Here is a 19,169-nt window from a genome sequence, read left to right on the forward strand (position 1 = left end):
AAGGGGTGCCTGAACGACCTGTGTCGTCCGGCACCCCTTCGGCGTGGATCGCCGCTTACTCAGCATCCGCCTGTCCCGGGCGTCCCGCCACTCGAACAGCTCACCCCTCACTCGAACGGCCCAAGGGGCGGTCAGTGGGACGGCCCGAGCGCCCAGGTGGCGAACGACAGGGTGGCCATGGAGGCGACCGTGGAGGCGACGACGGAGTTGCGGGCGAGCCTGGTGTCCAGACCGTACTGGCGGGCGTAGATGAAGGCGTTCTGGGCAGTCGGCAGCGCGGAGCACACCACTACGGCCAGCAGTTGATGGTCCGGCAGCCGCAGCAGCGGGCCGCCGACGAGGAACGCGATCAGCGGCTGGACCAGCGTCTTCAGCACGACGGCGACCCCGACCTCCGCACGCTCCCCGGAATCCGTCGTCGTATCCGATGGTGCTCCGGTCGCCGACGGGCGTCCGTTCAGCGACAGGCCGAGGGTGATCAGGGCCGTGGGCACGGCCGCCGCGCCGAGCAGATCGCAGGAGTGCGTGAGGGCCGTCGGCAGTCGCAGCCCGATCGCGGAGACGGCGACGCCGAACATCGAGGCCATGATGATCGGGTTGCGGACCGGCATGGTCAGCATCCGCCGGAACGTGACGCCCCTTCCGGAGCCGGCCCCCGTCCCCGTGTCCAGCAGTGTCAGGATCACGGGGGAGACCAGCAGCACCTGGAACAGGATGATCTGCGCGACGAACGACGCGTCGCCCAGCACCTGGACCGCCACCGGGATGCCGAGATTGGCGGAGTTCACGTAGCCGGACGCCATGCTGCTGATCGCCTGGTCGGCGGTCTTGCGGCCGAAGAGGCGCCGGGCCAGGACGAAGCCGAGGGCGCAGACGAGCGCCGTGCCCGCGCCGAAGGCCACCATCGAGGAGTTGGCGAAGGCGTCCAGCCGTGCGCCGGAGACCATGATGAACAGAGCTGCGGGCATGGCCACGTGGAAGACGAACCGGCCGAGCACGGCTTCCGCCTGCTCTCCGAGGAGGCCGCTGCGGCCGACCACGTAACCGATGCCGGTGAGCGTCCAGATGGGGGCGAAGCCGGAGAGCAGGGCGTGCATGGACGCCATGATCCTCGTACGCCCCTGTGCCTCCCGGAGCGGGGTGCGGGCAGGCCGCGGATGGCCGGTGGCCGCTGACAGGTCGCGGGACACGGACGGGCGGCGGGGGCCGGGGCGTAGGGGGGAAGGCCCCCGCCGCCCGAAATCCGCGAACCGGTCAGCCGGCGGGCGTACCGGCCTTGTCCGCCGTACCGGCCGTGCCGACCTGGAGTTGTTTGATCCCGTTGAGCCAGGCGGAGCGCAGCCGCCGCGGGTCGCCGACCAGCCGCAGGTCCGGCAGCACGTCCGCGATCGCGTTGAAGATCAGGTTGATCTCCATGACGGCGAGGGACTTGCCGAGACAGAAGTGCGGTCCGCCGCCGCCGAAGCCGAGATGGGGGTTGGGGTCCCGGGAGATGGAGAAGCTCTCCGGGTTCTCGAAGACCTCGGGGTCGTTGTTGGCGGAGGAGTAGAACAGCCCGACCCTGTCCCCCTTCTTGATCCGCTGCCCGCCCAGTTCGACGTCCTGGGTGGCGGTCCGCTGGAAGGAGACCACGGGGGTGGCCCAGCGCACGATCTCCTCGGCGGTCGTCTCCGGCCGCTCGCGCTTGTACAGCTCCCATTCGTCGGGGTGGGTCAGGAAGGCGTGCATGCCGTGGCTGATGGCGTTACGAGTGGTCTCGTTACCGGCGACGGCGAGCAGGATCACGAAGAAGCCGAACTCGTCGGAGGAGAGGTTGCCTTCGCCCTCCGCGGCGACCAGCTGGGAGACGATGTCCTTGGCCGGGCACTCCTTGCGATCCGCCGCCAGGTTCATCGCGTACGAGACGATCTCCATGGCCGCCTCGGTGCCGACCTCTTCGGTGATCGCGTACTCGGGATCGTCGTACGCGGCCATCTTGTTGGACCAGTCGAAGATCTTCGACCGGTCCTCCTGCGGTACGCCGATGAGCTCGGCGATGGCTTGGAGCGGCAGTTCGACGGCGATATTGGTGACGAAGTCGAAGGAGCCGTCGTCGTCGGCGGAGGCGAGCGCCGTCTCGACGATCGAGCGGGCGCGGCTGCGCAGCGCCTGCTCCAGGGACCGGATCGCACGGGGCGTGAAGCCACGCTGGACGATCTGGCGGACCCGGGTGTGCTCGGGCGGGTCCATGTTCAGCATGATCAGCTTCTGGACCTCGATCTGGTCGCGGCTGATCGACTCGTTGAAGCGGATGACTGCCGTGTTGGTGTGGGACGAGAACAGTTCAGGGTGTGTGGAGACGTACTTGACGTCCGCGTGCCGGGTGACCACCCAGTAGCCCTCGTCGTCGAAACCGGAGATACCGGCCGGCTGGGTGCACCACCAGACCGGGGCGGTCTCCCGCATCCGGGCGAACTCCGGGTACGGGATGCGGGCTTGGAGCAGGTCGGGATCGGTGAAGTCGAACCCTTCGGGCAGATGGGGGCAGGGCATCGGCAACTCCAGGTCGGTCCGAGGGCCGCCCGAGCCATGTCTGACGACCCATCAGAAGTTGCCGGAAAGGTAGTAACGAGTTCTACAACTCGCAAGGGGCATGGCCGGATCTGTTGCGTGAAGACTGGGTGCGCCAGGCAGGAAGTGGGTGCAAGGTGCGTGCACGGCTCTTGCGTACCGGGGGTAAGCCTCATAAGACTGCTTGCAGAACTAGAACGCGTACTAGTTCCTTCCGTGGGCGCCGGGACGCCCCCTGCGGAAGTGCGAGGAGAGGACGAGCTCATGGCCGCGGAACCCGTCATCGTCGAAGCCGTACGCACCCCCATCGGCAAGCGCGGAGGCGCGCTCGCCAATCTGCACCCCGCCTATCTGCTGGGCGAGACCTACCGTGAACTCCTCGGCCGGACCGGCATCCATGCCGACTGCGTCGAACAGATCGTCGGCGGCACGGTCACCCATGCCGGCGAACAGTCCATGAACCCGGCGCGCAACGCCTGGCTCACCGTGGGACTTCCGTACGAGACCGCCGCCACCACCGTGGACTGTCAGTGCGGCTCCTCGCAGCAGGCTTCTCACATGGTCGCCAATATGGTCGCCGCCGGAGTCATCGACGTCGGTATCAGCTGCGGTGTCGAGGCCATGTCGCGCGTACCGCTGGGCAGCGGCTCCAAGCACGGCCCCGGGAAGCCCTGGCCGGACGAGTGGAACGTCGATCTGCCCAACCAGTTCGAGGCCGCCGAACGCATCGCCCGCAAAAGGGGCCTCACGAGGGAGAACGTCGACTCGCTCGGGCTGATCTCGCAGGAGCGGGCAGCCGTGGCCTGGGCCGAGGAACGCTTCAAACGGGAGACGTACGCGGTCCAGGTGCCGACCACCGAGGAGGAACAGGCGGCGGGGCAGGGCATGTGGCGCCTCGTCGACCGCGACGAAGGGCTGCGGGACACCACCATGGAGGGGCTCGCCCGGCTCAAGCCGGTCATGCCCACCGCCGTCCACACCGCGGGCAACTCCTCGCAGATCTCCGACGGTGCCTGCGCGATCATGTGGGCGTCCAAGCGGATGGCGCGGGCGCTCAAGCTCAAGCCGCGCGCCCGGATCGTCGCCCAGGCGCTGGTCGGCTCCGACCCGCACTTCCACCTCGACGGGCCGATCGACGCGACCCGCGCGGTGCTCGGCAAGGCCGGGATGTCGCTGAGGGACATCGACCTCGTCGAGATCAACGAGGCGTTCGCGTCGGTGGTGCTGAGCTGGGCGCAGGTCTTCGAACAGGACCTGGAGAAGGTCAACGTCAACGGTGGGGCCATCGCGCTCGGCCACCCGGTGGGAGCCACCGGGGCCCGGCTGATCACCACGGCACTGCACGAACTGGAACGCAGGGACAAGGAGTTCGCGCTCATCACCATGTGTGCGGGCGGCGCGCTGGCCACCGGCACGATCATCCAGCGGCTCTGAGACGACCCCGGCCGGGGTTGTTGCCAGGTACACCCCGGCCGGGGGTCACGCCGTCCGGGCAGGGCGAAGGCCCCGACCGGAACCCGGTCGGGGCCTTCGTGCGAAGCTGCTCGCCACCGGCTCAGTACCAGTGGTTGGCCTGCCAGAACGTCCAGGCGGCGCACGGGCTGCCGTAGCGGGAGTTCATGTAGTCCACGCCCCACTTGATCTGGGTCGAGGGGTTGGTCTTCCAGTCGGCGCCGGCCGAGGCCATCTTCGAACCGGGCAGTGCCTGGACCAGGCCGTAGGCGCCCGAAGAGGCGTTGGTGGCGCTGGGGTTCCAGCCGCTCTCGTGCGACACGATGTTGCTGAAGCACTGGAACTGCGCCTCGTTGCCGATCATCGCTCGCGCCGTGCCCTGTGCGCCGGTGGCGACGGACGCCGGCGCGGCCATGGCCGGGGTGACGCCGAGGGCCAGACCGGTGGCGCCGAGGACCGCGGCGGCTCCGGCGACGGCGGCCTTGCGGCGAGCGGTGCGGGGCTGGGCGAGGAGGTTACGGACGAACGACACAGGCGAACCTAACCGTTGGGGACGGGGGAGTCGCGGACCGGGCCCAACAGTGCGGGGACCGGTGCTCGTTGACCGCGTTCCGTTCCGGTGAACGCTTGCGGTGCTCGGCGACGTGACCAGTGTTAGCCGCGGCCTTCAACCGTGGCAATGACCCCTTATACGGCCTTGCCTCGCATCAAGGACCGAAAGCCCTGAACGACCCCAAAAGACTCCATAGCAGGTCGGAGGGGGTGAAGTGGGTTCTATGTGCTGCTGGAAACGCTACTACTCCCGATAGTGGAGGACTAAGGTCCTGTGGGCGCCTTCACGCCTTCGGGACCGTCGAATGTGACCTGGGCCTCGAAGGATGCGCGGCGTGTGGCCCGTCGCAGCGCCTTCAGCAGCGTGGCGCCGATGGTGAGGGTCAGCGCCATGGTCAGTACGGCCCGGCCCAGGTCCCAGCCCAGTGAGGTGGCCAGGCAGTACGCGAGGAAGCGGACCAGATTGTCGGGCAGCGGGTCACCGGGGTGGAACGAGATACCCGAGCCGAGGCCCGGCACGATCGTCCAGCCGTACAGGTTCATCACCGTGCCGTACGCGAAGGCCGCCACACCGCCGTACGCCGCCAGCATCAGCAGCTCGGCCCGCCCGCGCAGCCGGTCCGGGGCCGGCAGCAGGCCGGCGCCCATCGTGAACCAGCCCATCGACAGCATCTGGAACGGCATCCACGGGCCCACCCCGCCGGTGAGCAGGGCGGACGCGAACATCGTGATCGAGCCGAGTACGAAGCCGAAGCCGGGGCCGAGCACCCGGCCGCTCAGCACCATCAGGAAGAACATCGGCTCCAGGCCCGCCGTACCTGCGCCGAGCGGACGCAGCGCGGCACCGACCGCGGCGAGCACACCCAGCATCGCCACCGCCTTCGCGTCCAGGCCGGAGTCAGCGATGGTGGCGACGACCACACCGACCAGGAGCGGAAGCAGTGCGGCGAACAGCCACGGTGCGTCCTGGGAGTGGGCGAGACCGGAGTCCGCGTCCGCGAGCAGCGGCCAGCCGATGGAGGCGACGCCGATCGCACTGACGAGGAGGAGTGCGGCGATCGCACGGGGGCCCAGTCGTACCGGACGGCTTCGGAGGTCGCTCATGCGCCGGCCTCCAGCGCCCCGCGCACCTGCGTCACGGTCAGCCACTCCTGCGGAGCGAGGATCTTCGCGGTCTGCGGTGCGAATGCCGGTGACGAGACCACCACCTGCCGGGTCGGCCCGTCCGCGACGATCTCCCCGTCCGCGAGGATCACCACCCGGTGGGCCAGCTCGGCGGCGAGTTCCACGTCGTGCGTGGCCAGCACGATCGCATGGCCCCCGGCCGCCAGGCCGCGCAGCACACGTATCAGCCGGGCCTTCGCCGCGTAGTCCAGACCGCGGGTGGGCTCGTCCAGCAGCAGGAGCGGGGGCCGTGCGGTCAGCACAATGGCCAGCGCCAGGGCGAGCCGCTGCCCCTCGGAGAGATCGCGGGGGTGGGTGTCGTCCGGTACGTCGGGCAGCAGCTCGGAGACCAGGGCCCGGCAGCTGCCCGCCGCCGCGCCCGCGTCGGCGTCGGCCGCCGCGCACTCGGCAGCGACCGTGTCCGCGTACAGCAGATCGCGCGGTTCCTGCGGCACGAGCCCGACCCGGCGCACCATGTCGCGCGGATGCGTGCGGTGCGGGGCCCGGCCGCCGACGAGGACGCTGCCGGTCGTGGGCTCGACCATGCCGACGAGGGCGGCGAGCAGCGTGGACTTGCCCGCGCCGTTGCGGCCCATCAGGGCGACGGTCTCGCCCGGCGCGACGGAGAACGTCACCCGGCGCAGCGCCTCGACACGCCCGCGCCGCACCCCCACGCCCTCGACCCGGGTGGTCGCTTCCGCGACTGCTTCGGGAGCGGATCGGGGAGCGGGCACGCGACGGCGCCCGAGCAGACCACGGCGTACGGGCGCGGCCGCGGGCAGCGGCGCCGGGGCGGCGGGCGCCGGCGGAGCGGGTGGCGGTGGTTCGGCCGAGGCCAGCCGCTCCCGCAGATCCGTCGCGCGGCGCCGCGCATCGCGTACCGACAGCGGCAGCGGCTCCCAGCCCGCCAGCCGGCCCAGGGCCACCACCGGCGGGTGGACCGGGGAGACCGCCATGATGTCGGCGGGGGCGCCCATCACCGGTGCGGCGCCCGGCGACGGCAGCAGGACGACCTGGTCCGCGTACTGGACGACGCGTTCCAGGCGGTGCTCCGCCATCAGGACCGTCGTGCCCAGGTCGTGCACCAGCCGCTGGAGCACCGCGAGGACCTCCTCGGCCGCCGCCGGGTCCAGCGCGGACGTCGGTTCGTCGAGGACCAGGACCTTGGGGTGCGGGGTCAGCACCGAGCCGATCGCGACCCGCTGCTGCTGGCCGCCGGAGAGCGTGGCGATCGGCCGGTCGCGCAGCCCGGCGAGGCCCAGCAGGTCGAGGGTCTCCTCGACCCGCCGCCGCATCACGTCGGGGGCAAGTCCCAGCGACTCCATGCCGTACGCCAGCTCGTCCTCGACGGTGTCGGTGACGAAGTGGGAGAGCGGGTCCTGTCCCACCGTGCCGACCAGATCGGCGAGTTCGCGTGGTTTGTGGGTACGGGTGTCACGGCCGTCGACCATCACCCTGCCGCGCAGCGTGCCGCCCGTGAAGTGCGGTACGAGACCGGAGACGGCGCCCAGCAGCGTCGACTTGCCGACCCCCGAAGGGCCGACGAGCAGCACCAACTCGCCCTCGGGGACGGTCAGATCGACCCCGGACAGGGTCGGGCGCGCCGCCCCCTCGTACTGCACCGAGACCTGCTCGAACCGGATCACTGGCTCTCCTCGGAGTTCGCGACGGCCACAACGGGCGGCGCGGGCGCCACCACCGCGGGCAACAGCCCGATCAGCACCGCCGCCGCGGGCCACAGCGGGAACACCGGCGCCGTCAGCGGTACGACTCCGGGCTGCAGCGCCTCCGTGTCGGCACTGCCCGCCCAGATCATCGCCGCCGCGACCACCGCACCCGACCCGGCCACCAGCCAGGCCCTCGCCCCCCACCGGTCGGGCCGGTAGCGGGTGCGGACCGAGCGGGCACCGCCGAGCCGGAGCCCGGCCATCGCGGCGACGAGCCCGGCGAACAGCAGCGGCAGCCCGTACACCGCACCCTGCGAGGCCAGCAGACCGTACGTGCCGGCGCAGACCCCCAGCAGCCCGCCGAGCGTGAGGACGTTCGTGGTGTGCCGGACGGCGCGCGGCACCTGGGCCGTACGCCCGTATCCGCGCGCGTCCATCGACGCCGCCACCGCCACGGACCGCTCCAGCGCACCCTCCAGCACCGGCAGTCCGATCTGCAGGACGGCCTTGATGCCACCGGCCGGGCGGCCCCGCAGCCGCCGTGCGGTACGCAGCCGCACCACATCGGCAACCATGTTCGGTGCGAACGTCATCGCGACGACGACCGCGACGCCCGCCTCGTACAGCGCGCCCGGCAGCGACTTCAGCAGCCGGGCCGGGTTGGCGAGCGAGTTCGCCGCGCCGATGCAGATCAGCAGGGTGGCCAGCTTCGCCCCGTCGTACAGCGCGAAGAGCAGCTGTTCGGCGGTGACCCGGCCGCCGATCCTGACGCCCTGCGCCCAGTCGGGGAGCGGGACTTCGGGGAGGGTGAACACCGGGTGCGTACCGGGGATCGGCGAGCCGAGAAAGACGGAGAACAGCAGCCGCACGCCGACGACGAACAGTCCGATCCTGATGAACGCCCCGTACGAACGGGCCCACGGCGCATCCGTCCGGCGCGCCGCCACGACGTAACCGGCCACCCCAACCAGCAGCCCGAGCAGCAGTGGATTGCTGGTCCGGGAGGCGGCGGTGGCCAGCCCGAGCGCCCACAGCCACCAGGCCCCGGCGGGCAGGGCGTTGCTGCGGGTCGCCTCTGGGGCGCGCAGGGCACGGCCCGGCCGGGCCGTGCCGGCGGAGACGGTCATCCGCGGCGGCGGGCCTGCACGACTGCGGCGACGCCGAGCAGAAGGACGGCGGCGACACCGGCGAGCACCCCGGCGGACGGACCGCCGCGGCCGCTTTCCGGGTGGGCCGAGGCGGACGGGCTCGCGGGTGCCTGCGACGTACCGTCGGCGTGCCCGGTGCCGGAGACCTGCTCACCGCAGCCCGAGGCCGGATAGCCGGAGATCGCGCAGAGCAGTGCCTCGCTGCTGTAGCGCAGCGGCTTGGCCACGGAGGCGAGGGCCTCCGCGGCGCTCGCGTCCTCGGCGACCTGCGCGCATGCGGTACGCGGCGCGGGCGGCGTCTCCCCGTCCGGGGCGTCCGCCGTCGTGCCGGGGTCGATGACGAGCGCGACCCGCTTGGTGCCGTCCTTGGCGGGGGTGTCCGCACAGATCACCGCGAAGTCGGGGGCGCGGCGCGGTTTCGCCGAGTCCTGGGAGTCCTCGCTCACCGAGAACCGGAAGCCCTGCACCGCACCGTCGTCGGGCCGGACCAGCGACGGGCCCTGGGTGGCGTACGCCCAGCCCGTCCCCTTGCCCTCCCAGAACGACCAGTAGCGGTAGCCGGCCGCGTGGGCGGTGCCTGCACCGAGCACGGTCAGGACAGCGCCGAGAACGAGCAGCAGGGCGCCCGCCGCCGGCCACCCGGATCGATTGCCCGCCCGGTTCACAGCTGCGGGGTCTTCCGGCGGCTGCTGATGAGGAAGCCGACACCGGCACCGGCGGCGAGACCGATACCGACGAGCCACCACACGCCGAGACCGGCGTCGTCGCTGGTGCCGTCCTGCGCCGCGTAGTCGCTGGTGGCCGGCGAGGGTGTGTGGGCGGCGGCCGGCTTCGGTCCGGTCGCGTTCAGCCGCTCGACCAGGTCGACACCGCCGAAGTCGCGGGCATCGGCGCCGGTCGTGTGCGCAGCCACGACCAACTGGGCGTAGGCGGCCGGGCCGTTCTCGGCCGCCCAGGGCGCGGCGTTCTTCTTCAGCCAGCCGAGCGCGTCGGCCGCCTTGTCCTGATGGCCCGTGGCGGCCAGGGCGACGACCGCGTCCGCGGTGTTGCCGAAATCGGGCTGCTCGGTGGTGCCGGTGGCGCCCGGCATCGGCGGCTGGTTCAGGTGGCCGGTCTTCGCGAGGGCGCCCGCGAGATAGTGGGCGCCGTTCTGGGCGGCCTGCTCGGGCTTGACGACGGCACCCTTGTGGCAGGTGGGCGCCTTGTCCTCGGACGCGGAATTGTTCCAGGCGGCCAGCCCCTTGCCCATCGAACCGAGCACGCCGGCCGCGGTGGCGTCCGCGTTGGCGGCGAGCTTGCCGGCTTTGTCGGGCTGGTACGCGAACGCGCCGCCGTCCTTGCCGCCGCACGGGATCGCCAGTTCGAGCAGCGCGTCGTACGGCGTCCTGCCGCCCTTGGTCGTCACATCGCCGAGCCGCTGGCCCCGCTTGGCCAGGGCGCCGATCACGATCGAGGTGGAGTTGGCGTCGCTGGGCGAGCCCGGGTTGTAACCCCAGCCGCCGTCCTCGTTCTGAACGGACTTCAGCCAGTCGACCCCGTTGTCGACGGCATCGCCGTGCCCGCCGACCTCGGCCAGTGCCTGGACCGCGGCGGCGGTGGCATTGGTGTCCGTCATGGTCTTCGCGTCGCACGGCTTGCCGGCATCTGCGCGGTACGAGGCGTAGGCGCCGCTGTCGCACTGCTGGGCGACCAGCCAGTCGACGGACACGGCCGCGGGCGTGACCCCTTCGAGCCGCTGGGCGATGAAGGCCAGCGACTGCCTCCAGACCCCGTCGTACGTCGGGTCCTTGGTGCCGTACAGCCCGGACGGCAGTGCGACGGACGGGGTGGGCGACGGAGACGGCGCCGCCACCGCGGCCGGGGCAGCGGCCGCACAGAGCACGGTGGCGGTGGCGGCGAGCGTTGCTGCGGTGCGGCGAACGGTCATGGTGGGCTGGGCCTCTCCTGCGGTGGGAACCGGGCACAGGCACACTCAGGCACCAGGCTCCGGCCCCGTATGCCTCGACGGTGCCGGTCACCGGGGTTCCGGTGACGCGAGCCGGTCACGACCGCGGACAGGGCATTCCGACTTACCGCTGTGTCAGCGGCTCACGGTTGCGTGGTCAGCGCCGGATTCGCACCGGCTTCCCCCTGAACGGGCATGATGACGACTCGCACACTCTACCGGGGCGTAGCCCGCCCCTTCGGGCGGAGGGGCGCCCGGAACAGCGACGTACGTCACCCGTGGGGCCGGGGCGGGACGGAGCGGTGGGAGAGGAGGTCAGCCCCTGATGACCGCCAGTGCCTCGTCGCGAACCCTGGCCATGGTGACCTCGTCCCGCGCTTCGACGTTCAGGCGGAGGAGCGGCTCGGTGTTGGAGGGGCGGACGTTGAACCACCAGTCCGCTGCCGTGACGGTCAGGCCGTCGAGTTCGTCGAGGGTGACTCCCTCACGGCCGGCGTAGGCAGCGGTGACCGCGGTGAGGCGGTCGGCCCGGTCGGTGACCGTGGAGTTGATCTCGCCGGAAGCGGCATAGCGGTCGTACCCCGCGACCAGTGCGGACAGGGGACCGTCCTGCCCGCCGAGCGCCGCCAGCACATGCAGGGCAGCGAGCATCCCGGTGTCGGCGTTCCAGAAGTCCTGGAAGTAGTAGTGCGCGGAGTGCTCGCCCCCGAAGATCGCCCCGGACCGGGCCATCTCCGCCTTGATGAAGGAGTGCCCGACGCGCGTACGCACCGGGGTGCCGCCGTGCTCACGGACCACCTCCGGCACCGACCACGAGGTGATCAGATTGTGGATGACCACGCCCGAGCCGCCGTGGCGGGCCAGCTCCCGGGCCGCAACCAGCGCGGTGATCGCCGACGGCGAGACCGGATCGCCGTGCTCGTCGACGACGAAACAGCGGTCCGCGTCTCCGTCGAACGCGATACCGAGGTCGGCGCCCTCGTCACGCACCCGCTTCTGCAGGTCGACGATGTTGGCCGGATCGAGCGGGTTCGCCTCGTGGTGGGGGAACGTCCCGTCCAGCTCGAAGTACATCGGGACCAGATCCAGCGGGAGGCCCGCGAAGACCGTCGGCACGGTGTGCCCGCCCATTCCGTTGCCCGCGTCCACCACCACCTTCAGCGGCCGGATCGACGTCACGTCCACCAGAGAGAGCAGGTGGGCGGCGTAGTCCTGCAGGGTCTCCCGTTCACCGACCGCGCCCGGTGTCGCGACCGGCTCCGGGGCGCCCGACTCCTGCCATGCCTCCACCAGCTCCCGGATCCGGGACAGGCCGGTGTCCTGGCCCACCGGCGCCGCGCCCGCACGGCACATCTTGATGCCGTTGTACCGGGCCGGGTTGTGCGAGGCCGTGAACATCGCTCCCGGCAGGTCCAGCGCCCCCGACGCGTAGTACAGCTGATCCGTCGAGCACAGCCCGATCAGTGTCACCGCTGCGCCACGGTTCGACGCACCCCGCGCGAAGGCCGCCGCGAGCCCGGGCGACGAGGGCCGCATGTCATGCCCGATCACGATTGCCTCCGCGCCCACGACCTGCACGAAGGCCGCCCCGAACAGCTCGGCCAGCGACTCGTCCCACTGGTCCGGAACCACCCCTCGTACGTCGTACGCCTTGACGAGCTGCGACAGATCAGCCATGGGAATGACCGCTTTCTTCCTTGGTGGTGAGCCAGACGGCAGTGTCCGGCGGGAGGGTGCGTCCCTGCAGGGGGGCGCTGCTCAGTACGGGGCGGCCGGGCAGGCCGAGGGTGTCGAGCGACAGTGGGTCGGGCCCGAAATTCACCACGCACCCCAACTCGCCCCGCCGGAAGGCGAGACAGTGGTCGCCGGGAGCGGTGTACCAGCGCAGGGCTGCGTGGGCCTCGGCCGGGTGCTCGCGGCGCAGGAGCAGCGCGGCCCGGTAGAGCGCGAGGGCGGAGTGCGGGTCGGCCAGCTGGGCCTCCACCGTGTGGGCGGCCCAGCCCTCCGGCTGGGGAAGCCAGCAGTCGTCCGGGGCGGCGGTGGTGAAGCCGTAGGGCGGCCGGCTGCCGGACCAGGGAATCGGGGTGCGGGCGCCGTCGCGTCCGCGGTCGGTGTGACCGGAGCGTTCCCAGAGCGGGTCGCGTATGCGGTCGTCGGGGACAGCGGCCTGCGGCAGGGCGAGTTCCTCGCCCTGGTAAAGGTAGGCGGCTCCGGGGAGGGCCAGCATCAGCAGGGCCGCGGAACGGGCCCGCAGCTCGGATCCGTAGCGGGTGACGGGGCGTACCGCGTCATGACTGGAGAGCACCCAGGTGACGGGTGCGTCCACGGAAGCGGTCGCCGCGAGGGAGTCGTCGATGACGCCGCGCAGCGCCTGCGCCTCCCAAGGGGCCTCCAGGAACGCGAAGTTGAAGGCCTGCTGCATTTCGTCCGGGCGTATGTACCGGGCGAGGCGTTCCGGCGCGAAGACGGCGGACTCGGCCACCAGCACACGGTCCGTCGGGGCGACGGCGCCCGGCGGGGCCGGATGGGTGCTGAGAAGGGCGCGCCACTCCCGGTAGAGGGGGTGCAGCTCCTCCTGGTCGTAGTAGGGCATGAGGTGGTTACGGAGCGGGTCCTGGTGCTGGCCGGGGCCCGCGTCGGGCAGGCCCTCGGCCTTGAAGAGGGCGTGGGCCACGTCCACGCGGAAGCCGTCCACGCCGTGGTCCAGCCAGAACCGCAGGACGTCGGCGAAGTCGGAACGCACCTGCGGGTTGCGCCAGTTGAGGTCCGGCTGTTCGGGGGCGTGCAGGTGGAGGTACCAGTCGCCGTCGGCGACGCGGGTCCAGGCCGGGCCTCCGAACGCCGACTGCCAGTCGTTCGGGGGCAACCCGCCGTCCGGCCCCTGTCCGCGGCGGAAGAGGTAGCGGTCGCGGGCCGCGCAGCCCGGTCCCCCCGACAGCGCCTCCTGGAACCACGGGTGCGCGTCGGAGGTGTGGTTGGGGACCAGGTCGACGATGACCTTCAGGCCGAGTCCGTGGGCGTGCCGGGTGAGCGTGCCGAAGTCGTCGAGCGTGCCGAGGTCCGGGGCGATACCCGTGTGGTCGGCGATGTCGTAGCCGCCGTCGGCGAGGGGGGACGGATAGCAGGGAGTGATCCATACGGCGTCGGCGCCCAGGTCCCTGAGGTGACCGAGGCGTTCGGTCACGCCCGGCAGGTCCCCGATTCCGTCACCGTTCGAGTCGGCGAAGGACCGGGGGTAGACCTCGTAGCACACGGCGTGCCGCCACCAGGTCATGCGGCGCTTCCCTCGGAGAGGGCGACAGCCGGCCGGGGGGCAGCGGCGGGCCGTCCGGGAAGTACGACCTTCTGTTCCGTGCCGGTCTCGGCTGCGAGCGTCGCTGCCCGGGCCACGGCCACGGCGGTCAGTCCCGCGTAGGCATCCGCGACCGGTGCGCCGCCCCCGCCGGCGCTGTGCAGCAGGTCGGCGACGGCGGCCCGCACGCTCTCCGTATACACATACGGCTTGCAGGGCTCGCCGCCGAGGTCGATCACGGCTTCGACGAGGTGCGGGACGGTGCGTTCCGTACCCCTGCCGCGGGCCGGGGCGGCGTCGCCCGCATCGCGGTGCACGGAGACCGTGATGCGCTCGCCGCCGTGCGGACGAGATCCCGGAACGGTCAGCAACTGACCGGATCTGTCGGGGAGTTGCTCCCATCGCGCGGCTTCCTGATCGTCCACCCAGGCCGTGATGGTGGCGTACGTCGGGATCCACCCGGTGATACGGGTCTCGGCGAAGCCGTGGTCCAGGCGCATCAGCTGGCGTTCGCAGCGGTGGGCGTGGGTGAAGGAGTGCAGATGGGTGGCGAGCACTCCGCCCGGGTGCACGGCGTCCGCGATCACCATGTCGACGGGGCCGCCGGGGCGGCGCACCGCCGTCGCGCGGACCGATTCGGGCTCGCTGCCCAGCAGCGCACGGGCCGCGTCGAAGAAGTGGACGCCGTGTTCGACGAAGATGCCGCCGCTGTGCTCCGGGTCCCAGAACCAGTGGTCGGGGCCGAGGTCCTGGTCGGCCGCGTCGTTCTCGAAGAGGAAGCGGCGGGGCGGGTCCAGCAGCCCTTCGGCGATGAGCTGCTGGACGGCGCGCAGCAGGGGGTTGTAGCGCAGGACGTGGTCGACGACGAGAGTGCCGGCCGAGCGGTCCGCCTCGTCGCGCACCCGGGCGGCGTCCTCGGTGGTGGTGGCAAGCGGCTTCTCGCAGAAGACGTGCTTGCCGGCGCGCAGGGCGGCGACGGCCATTTCCGCGTGGGTGGCCGGCGGGGTGGCGAGGGCGATGATGTCCACGCCCTCGGTGCCGAGCAGGGCGTCGAGTCCGTCCAGGGCGGCGACGCCGTGACGGTCGCCGAGCGGCTTCGCGCGCGACGGCTCGGGGTCGGCGACGGCAGCGATGTGCAGACCGGGCAGGCCGGCCACGGCGTCCAGGACATACGCCCCGAACGATCCGCAGCCGACCAGTCCGAGGCCGAGGGACGGCACCGTCACGAGGTGCGCTCCAGGAGAGCGACTCCGATGTGGGCGTCGGCCATGCCGTAGAAGACGTACAGCTTGCCGTCGACCTCCTCGATGGCGGTGGGGAAGACGACGTTCGGGACGGTGCCGGAGCGCTCCTCCTCCGTCTCGGGTGCCATCAGCGGCTGGTCGGAGCGTGCGATGACCTGCGACGGGTCGGCCGGGTCGAGGATCATCGCCCCGGCGGCGTAGGACACCTTCTGGTTCTGCGCGAAGGGGTCCTCGATGGAGCCGGACACACCGTGGTGAATGAGCAGCCAGCCCTCGTCCACGCGGATCGGCGCCGGACCGCCACCGATCTTCAGGGACTCCCAGGGGTACTCGGAGAGGGCGACCAGACGGTGCTGACGCGGGCGGGTGAGGGCGCGGATGTCCTGCTCGACCTCGGCGACCGGAACGTACGAGATCCAGATGCCGGGCCGCTCGTCGGTCACTCCGGCCGGGAGGTGGACGCCCTCGCCGGGGCGGAACCAGCCGAGGTCCCACATGGGGCGGTGCAGCATCGCGTACGCCATCTCGCCGTCCGGGCCCGGGACCGGCTCGGGGAAGTGGACGACGTCCTTGTTCGGGAAGAGGTTCAGGTCGGTGTCGAGGTCCGGCTGGTACGCGAACTGGATGGGGCCGAGCCGGGTCCAGTCGGTGAGATTCTCCGAGACGGCGAGAGCCGGCTTGGGGCCGAGCGGACCGTAGGCGACGTACGACATGACGTGCTTGCCGAGGGAGGGGACCCAGGTGACGCGGGGGTCCTCGACACCGGCGTTGTTCTTGCCGCGCTCCCAGCCCTCGTCGGGGGCGAGGACCACGCCGCGGCGCTCGACGCCGGAGGGGACCCCGTCGGTGAAGGTGACTTCGGCGAGGCCGACGCGGGAGACATTGCCGTCGGCGACCAGACGCGGCAGCAGATGCAGCCGGCCGTCAGGGGTGCGGCCGGAGGCGGGGTTGAGGACTCCCTCGACCTCCGTGGACTCGCCCGGCAGCGGCGACATCACGACGCCCTTGCGGACCAGACGGAAAGGAATGTGGGTGGGGGTGGTGGTGCTCATACGGGGTTCAGCCCTTTGTTCCGGAGTCGATGTCGGTCGAGGTGAAGTGGCGCTGGAAGAGAAGGAACAGCACCACGGCGGGGGCGGCCAGCACACAGGCGCCGGCCATCAGCGCGCCGGTCGGGTTGGCGACCGTGCCCTGAAGGTTGCTGAGGAAACTGGCCAGGGAGACTGCCAGCGGCTGCATATCGGTGTTCTTGGTGACGAGGAAGGGCCAGAGGAATTCGTTCCACGGGCCGATGAAGGTCAGCAGGACGCCGCTGAGCAGTGCGGGCCGGGCCATCGGAATGGCGATCCGGGTGAGGATCTGCAGTTCGCCGGCGCCGTCGATGCGGGCCGCCTCGAAGAGCGAGGCGGGCATCTGGATGAAGAACTGGCGGAAGAGGAAGACCGCGGTCGAGTTGATCGCGAACGGCAGGATCATGCCGAGGTAGTTGTCGCCGAGGCCGTAGTCGCGGACGACCAGGACGTACAGCGGGAGCATCAGCAGCTGGAACGGGATCATCTGGACCAGCAGCAGGGTGGCGAAGAGGCTGCCGCGGCCGCGGAAGTGCAGCTGGGCGAGGGCGTATCCGGCGAGGAGCCCGAAGACCAGGGTGCACAGCAGTACGCCGCCGGTCATGATGCCCGAGTTGAGCAGCGAACGGCCCAGCGAGATGGCGCTGTTGATGGCCGCGTAGTTGCCGCCGGTGAGGTCACCGGGGACGGCGGAGGAGAGATCGCCGGTGGTGGTTCCCCGAAGCGACCCGACCACCATGTAGTAGAAGGGGAAGAGAAAGGCGACGGCACCGGTCAGGAGGATCACGAGCCGGACGGTCCGGCTCAGCCGGCCCCAGAGCCGCGGGGGCGCGGTGGCAGTGGTTGTGCTCATGGCGTCAGTTGCCCCTCTCGGTGAGCTTGCGGGCGACCAGCGAGACGGCGAGCACGACGGCCACCAGGACGATGCCGAGCGCAGCGGCGAAGTCGGGGTGCCCCTGCTCGATGCCCTTCTGGTACATGATCAGCACCGGGGAGGCGGAAGCGTGGTCGGGGCCGCCTCCTCCGGTGAGCAGATAGGGCTCGCTGAAGAGGTTGGCGCCGGTGATGATCGCGTAGATGACGACGAGGGTGGTCGCGGGGCGGACACCCGGCACGGTGACGGAGAAGAACTGGCGGATCCGGCCCGCCCCGTCGACGGATGCGGCCTCGTAGAGCTCCTTGCCGACGTTCTGCAGTGCGGCGAGATAGAGCATCACGAAGAATCCGAGCTGTTTCCAGGTGACGAAGAAGGCGATCACCGGCATCGCGAGTTCCGAGTTGACCAGCCAGGACGGGTCGGGGGCCAGCCCGCCGAGCAGGTTGTTGACCAGCCCGTCGCCGCCGAACAGGAACTGCCAGACCGCGACCAGGGCCACGCTCGCGGTGACGTACGGCACGTAGTACGCGGCCCGGAAGAAGGACCGGAACGGCAGCTTGGCGTTGAGTGCCGAGGCGAGGACCAGGGAGAGGCCCACGGTGAGCGGCACATTGATGACCAGGAAGATCAGGATGTTGAGGAAGGCGCGCCCCACCACCGGATCCGTGAACACCGCCTGGTAGTTGTCCAGCCCCACCCAGGGGGTGTCGGCGTCCGCACCGGGGGCGGTGAAGTAGAAGCGGTGGAAGGAGATCCACACCGTGTAGCCGAGCGGGATCGCGAACACGGCGAGGATGAACAGGACGTACGGGGTGACGAAGAGCGCGCCTATCCGGGAGGTGCTGCGCCGGGCAGGGGCCTTGGTGTGCAGGAGAGTCATGGCAGGCCTCAGTACTCGGCGAGGATCTTGGCGATCCTGACGTCGGCGTCGTGCAGGGCGGATTCGGTGGACTGACGGCCGAAGATCACTGATTTCGTCCAGGCGTCGCGGAACGCCTGCCACATGTCGATCGATCCGGGCACGTTGGGGACCTCGACGACGCGTTCTGCCTGGTCGGCGAAGGCCTTGTAGGACGGGTTCTCGGCGAAGAAGCCGGGATAGGTGGAGGTCAGGTTCTCCCGCATCGGCATCTGGCCGGTGGTGGCGAGGAACTTGCCGTCCTGCTCCTTGGACGTGGCGAACTTCATCACGTCCCAGGCGGTGGCCCGGTTCTCGCAGGAACTGAACATCCCGATGGACTTCTCGTCGCTGAAGGTGTGGACCTCGTTCGCGGGTCGGCCGTCGGAGGTCGGGACCGGGACGACACCCCAGTCCAGGCTGTCCTTGTAGGCCGCGACGGCCCAGGGGCCGACCGTCGACATCGCGGTCTTCTGCTCGCCGAGCGCGTCGCCCGGGTAGGACTCCTGCGGGGCGAGCTTCTCCGCGTACAGCTGCCGCCAGAAGTCGGCGACCCTGCGGCCCGCTGCCGTGTCGAACTGCGGTTTGCCGTCCTTGACCAGCTGCTTGCCGCCGCTCTCGGCGATGAAGGCCGGGTAGAAGTCGAACCACGACTGGAAGAACTCGCTGCTCGGGGCGGGCCAGATCGCGGCCTTGGCGGCGCCGCTCCTGACGATCTTCCGGGAGCTCTCCAGGAACTCGTCATACGTGGCGAGCCGGGGGTGCTCCGGGTCGAGGCCGGCCTTCTTGAAGATCTTCTTGTTGTAGAGGATCATCCCCGGATTGCTCTTCCACGGCATCTGGTAGTACGAGCCGTCCGCGGAGCGGTACTGGGCGGCCAGCGAGCCGCTGCGCCCGTCGATGTACTTGTTGCCGTCGGGGAAGTCGCTCAGCGGGACCAGTCCGACCTGCTTCTCGAACTGCGGAACGGACGCCGGTGGTGTGTTGAACACCAGACAGGCAGTGCTCCCGGCAATGATCGAGGCGCTGATCGCCTCCTCGGAGGTCTTGCCCGCCGGAATGTTCCGCGCCGTGATCTTCTGATCAGGGTGCTGACCGTTCCAGTCGGCGACCATCTTTTTGCCCCACTCGACCTCTTGGGCGTTGTTGGACAGCCAGACGGTGATCGGGCCGCGCGACGCGGCAGCGGTGGCCGCGTCGGGCCCCGACCGGGCGCATGCCGTCACCGTGGCCGACAATGCGAGCCCGAGCAGCGCGTACGCCGTTCTCCTCAGCATGAGTGTCTCCGAACTGTGCGTGCCCGGCTTCGT

Annotated in this window: 16 protein-coding genes and 1 riboswitch; of the genes, 1 reads left to right on the forward strand and 15 read right to left on the reverse strand. The window is 70.8% G+C overall.

Annotated features, from left to right (window positions below; translation table 11 throughout):
• Positions 1-131: 131 nt before the first annotated feature.
• Both OHA03_RS21235 and OHA03_RS21240 read right to left on the reverse strand, forming a co-directional pair.
• Positions 132-1,106 carry an AEC family transporter gene (locus OHA03_RS21235; protein ID WP_267005377.1) on the reverse strand — a complete coding sequence of 325 codons (975 nt, stop codon included), beginning with the start codon at positions 1,104-1,106 and terminating at the stop codon, positions 132-134.
• A gap of 148 nt (positions 1,107-1,254) precedes the next feature.
• Complete coding sequence (locus OHA03_RS21240) at positions 1,255-2,532, reverse strand: cytochrome P450 (RefSeq protein ID WP_267005378.1); 1,278 nt, start codon at positions 2,530-2,532, stop codon at positions 1,255-1,257.
• Between the two features lie 282 nt (positions 2,533-2,814).
• On the opposite strand from OHA03_RS21240, the gene OHA03_RS21245 reads away from it, so the two are divergent.
• Positions 2,815-3,984 (forward strand): steroid 3-ketoacyl-CoA thiolase, encoded by a 1,170-nt coding sequence (locus OHA03_RS21245; protein ID WP_267005379.1) that lies wholly within the window; start codon positions 2,815-2,817, stop codon positions 3,982-3,984.
• 121 nt (positions 3,985-4,105) lie between these two features.
• Here OHA03_RS21245 and OHA03_RS21250 read toward each other — a convergent pair whose 3' ends face one another.
• The 13 genes from OHA03_RS21250 to OHA03_RS21310 form a co-directional block, all read right to left on the reverse strand.
• Positions 4,106-4,534, reverse strand: coding sequence for a transglycosylase SLT domain-containing protein (locus OHA03_RS21250; protein WP_267005380.1), 429 nt, complete (start codon positions 4,532-4,534; stop codon positions 4,106-4,108).
• Positions 4,535-4,818: 284 nt separating this feature from the next.
• Positions 4,819-5,658, reverse strand: a complete 840-nt coding sequence (locus OHA03_RS21255; RefSeq protein ID WP_267005381.1) for an ECF transporter S component — start codon at positions 5,656-5,658, stop codon at positions 4,819-4,821.
• Complete coding sequence (locus OHA03_RS21260) at positions 5,655-7,364, reverse strand: ABC transporter ATP-binding protein (protein ID WP_267005382.1); 1,710 nt, start codon at positions 7,362-7,364, stop codon at positions 5,655-5,657. The genes OHA03_RS21255 and OHA03_RS21260 overlap by 4 nt, the downstream gene beginning before the upstream one ends.
• Positions 7,361-8,512: an energy-coupling factor transporter transmembrane component T gene (locus OHA03_RS21265; protein ID WP_267005383.1), complete on the reverse strand. Its 1,152-nt coding sequence runs from the start codon at positions 8,510-8,512 to the stop codon at positions 7,361-7,363. Before OHA03_RS21265 ends, OHA03_RS21260 begins: the two co-directional genes overlap by 4 nt.
• Positions 8,509-9,153 carry an SCO2322 family protein gene (locus OHA03_RS21270; RefSeq protein WP_354006165.1) on the reverse strand — a complete coding sequence of 215 codons (645 nt, stop codon included), beginning with the start codon at positions 9,151-9,153 and terminating at the stop codon, positions 8,509-8,511. Before OHA03_RS21270 ends, OHA03_RS21265 begins: the two co-directional genes overlap by 4 nt.
• A 41-nt stretch (positions 9,154-9,194) precedes the next feature.
• Positions 9,195-10,460: a prenyltransferase/squalene oxidase repeat-containing protein gene (locus OHA03_RS21275; RefSeq protein ID WP_267005384.1), complete on the reverse strand. Its 1,266-nt coding sequence runs from the start codon at positions 10,458-10,460 to the stop codon at positions 9,195-9,197.
• 108 nt (positions 10,461-10,568) lie between these two features.
• Positions 10,569-10,703: riboswitch (cobalamin riboswitch) on the reverse strand.
• A 90-nt stretch (positions 10,704-10,793) separates the two neighbouring features.
• Positions 10,794-12,155, reverse strand: coding sequence for a phosphomannomutase/phosphoglucomutase (locus OHA03_RS21280; RefSeq protein WP_267005385.1), 1,362 nt, complete (start codon positions 12,153-12,155; stop codon positions 10,794-10,796).
• Positions 12,148-13,752: a glycoside hydrolase family 13 protein gene (locus OHA03_RS21285; protein ID WP_267005386.1), complete on the reverse strand. Its 1,605-nt coding sequence runs from the start codon at positions 13,750-13,752 to the stop codon at positions 12,148-12,150. Before OHA03_RS21285 ends, OHA03_RS21280 begins: the two co-directional genes overlap by 8 nt.
• Positions 13,749-14,996, reverse strand: a complete 1,248-nt coding sequence (locus OHA03_RS21290) for a Gfo/Idh/MocA family protein (protein ID WP_267005387.1) — start codon at positions 14,994-14,996, stop codon at positions 13,749-13,751. The genes OHA03_RS21285 and OHA03_RS21290 overlap by 4 nt, the downstream gene beginning before the upstream one ends.
• On the reverse strand, positions 14,993-16,066 hold the full coding sequence (locus OHA03_RS21295) for a glycosidase (RefSeq protein WP_267005388.1): 1,074 nt from the start codon (positions 16,064-16,066) through the stop codon (positions 14,993-14,995). Before OHA03_RS21295 ends, OHA03_RS21290 begins: the two co-directional genes overlap by 4 nt.
• A 7-nt stretch (positions 16,067-16,073) precedes the next feature.
• The gene (locus OHA03_RS21300; RefSeq protein ID WP_267005389.1) at positions 16,074-16,937 is read right to left on the reverse strand and encodes a carbohydrate ABC transporter permease; all 864 of its coding nucleotides are present in this window, start codon (positions 16,935-16,937) and stop codon (positions 16,074-16,076) included.
• Between the two features lie 4 nt (positions 16,938-16,941).
• Complete coding sequence (locus tag OHA03_RS21305; RefSeq protein ID WP_267005390.1) at positions 16,942-17,841, reverse strand: carbohydrate ABC transporter permease; 900 nt, start codon at positions 17,839-17,841, stop codon at positions 16,942-16,944.
• A gap of 8 nt (positions 17,842-17,849) precedes the next feature.
• Positions 17,850-19,136: an extracellular solute-binding protein gene (locus tag OHA03_RS21310; protein ID WP_267005391.1), complete on the reverse strand. Its 1,287-nt coding sequence runs from the start codon at positions 19,134-19,136 to the stop codon at positions 17,850-17,852.
• Positions 19,137-19,169 lie beyond the last annotated feature (33 nt).

Source organism: Streptomyces sp. NBC_00154, assembly GCF_026342835.1.
GTDB lineage: Bacteria > Actinomycetota > Actinomycetes > Streptomycetales > Streptomycetaceae > Streptomyces.

Excerpts from the sequence above, each read along its gene's own strand:
- OHA03_RS21305 (WP_267005390.1), bottom strand. The coding sequence starts at position 17,841 with ATGACTCTCCTGCACACCAAGGCCCCTGCCCGGCGCAGCACCTCCCGG.
- OHA03_RS21295 (WP_267005388.1), bottom strand. The coding sequence starts at position 16,066 with ATGAGCACCACCACCCCCACCCACATTCCTTTCCGTCTGGTCCGCAAG.
- OHA03_RS21275 (WP_267005384.1), bottom strand. The coding sequence starts at position 10,460 with ATGACCGTTCGCCGCACCGCAGCAACGCTCGCCGCCACCGCCACCGTG.
- OHA03_RS21265 (WP_267005383.1), bottom strand. The coding sequence starts at position 8,512 with ATGACCGTCTCCGCCGGCACGGCCCGGCCGGGCCGTGCCCTGCGCGCC.
- OHA03_RS21240 (WP_267005378.1), bottom strand. The coding sequence starts at position 2,532 with ATGCCCTGCCCCCATCTGCCCGAAGGGTTCGACTTCACCGATCCCGAC.
- OHA03_RS21300 (WP_267005389.1), bottom strand. The coding sequence starts at position 16,937 with ATGAGCACAACCACTGCCACCGCGCCCCCGCGGCTCTGGGGCCGGCTG.
- OHA03_RS21255 (WP_267005381.1), bottom strand. The coding sequence starts at position 5,658 with ATGAGCGACCTCCGAAGCCGTCCGGTACGACTGGGCCCCCGTGCGATC.
- OHA03_RS21310 (WP_267005391.1), bottom strand. The coding sequence starts at position 19,136 with ATGCTGAGGAGAACGGCGTACGCGCTGCTCGGGCTCGCATTGTCGGCC.
- OHA03_RS21245 (WP_267005379.1), top strand. The coding sequence starts at position 2,815 with ATGGCCGCGGAACCCGTCATCGTCGAAGCCGTACGCACCCCCATCGGC.
- OHA03_RS21280 (WP_267005385.1), bottom strand. The coding sequence starts at position 12,155 with ATGGCTGATCTGTCGCAGCTCGTCAAGGCGTACGACGTACGAGGGGTG.
- OHA03_RS21285 (WP_267005386.1), bottom strand. The coding sequence starts at position 13,752 with ATGACCTGGTGGCGGCACGCCGTGTGCTACGAGGTCTACCCCCGGTCC.
- OHA03_RS21235 (WP_267005377.1), bottom strand. The coding sequence starts at position 1,106 with ATGGCGTCCATGCACGCCCTGCTCTCCGGCTTCGCCCCCATCTGGACG.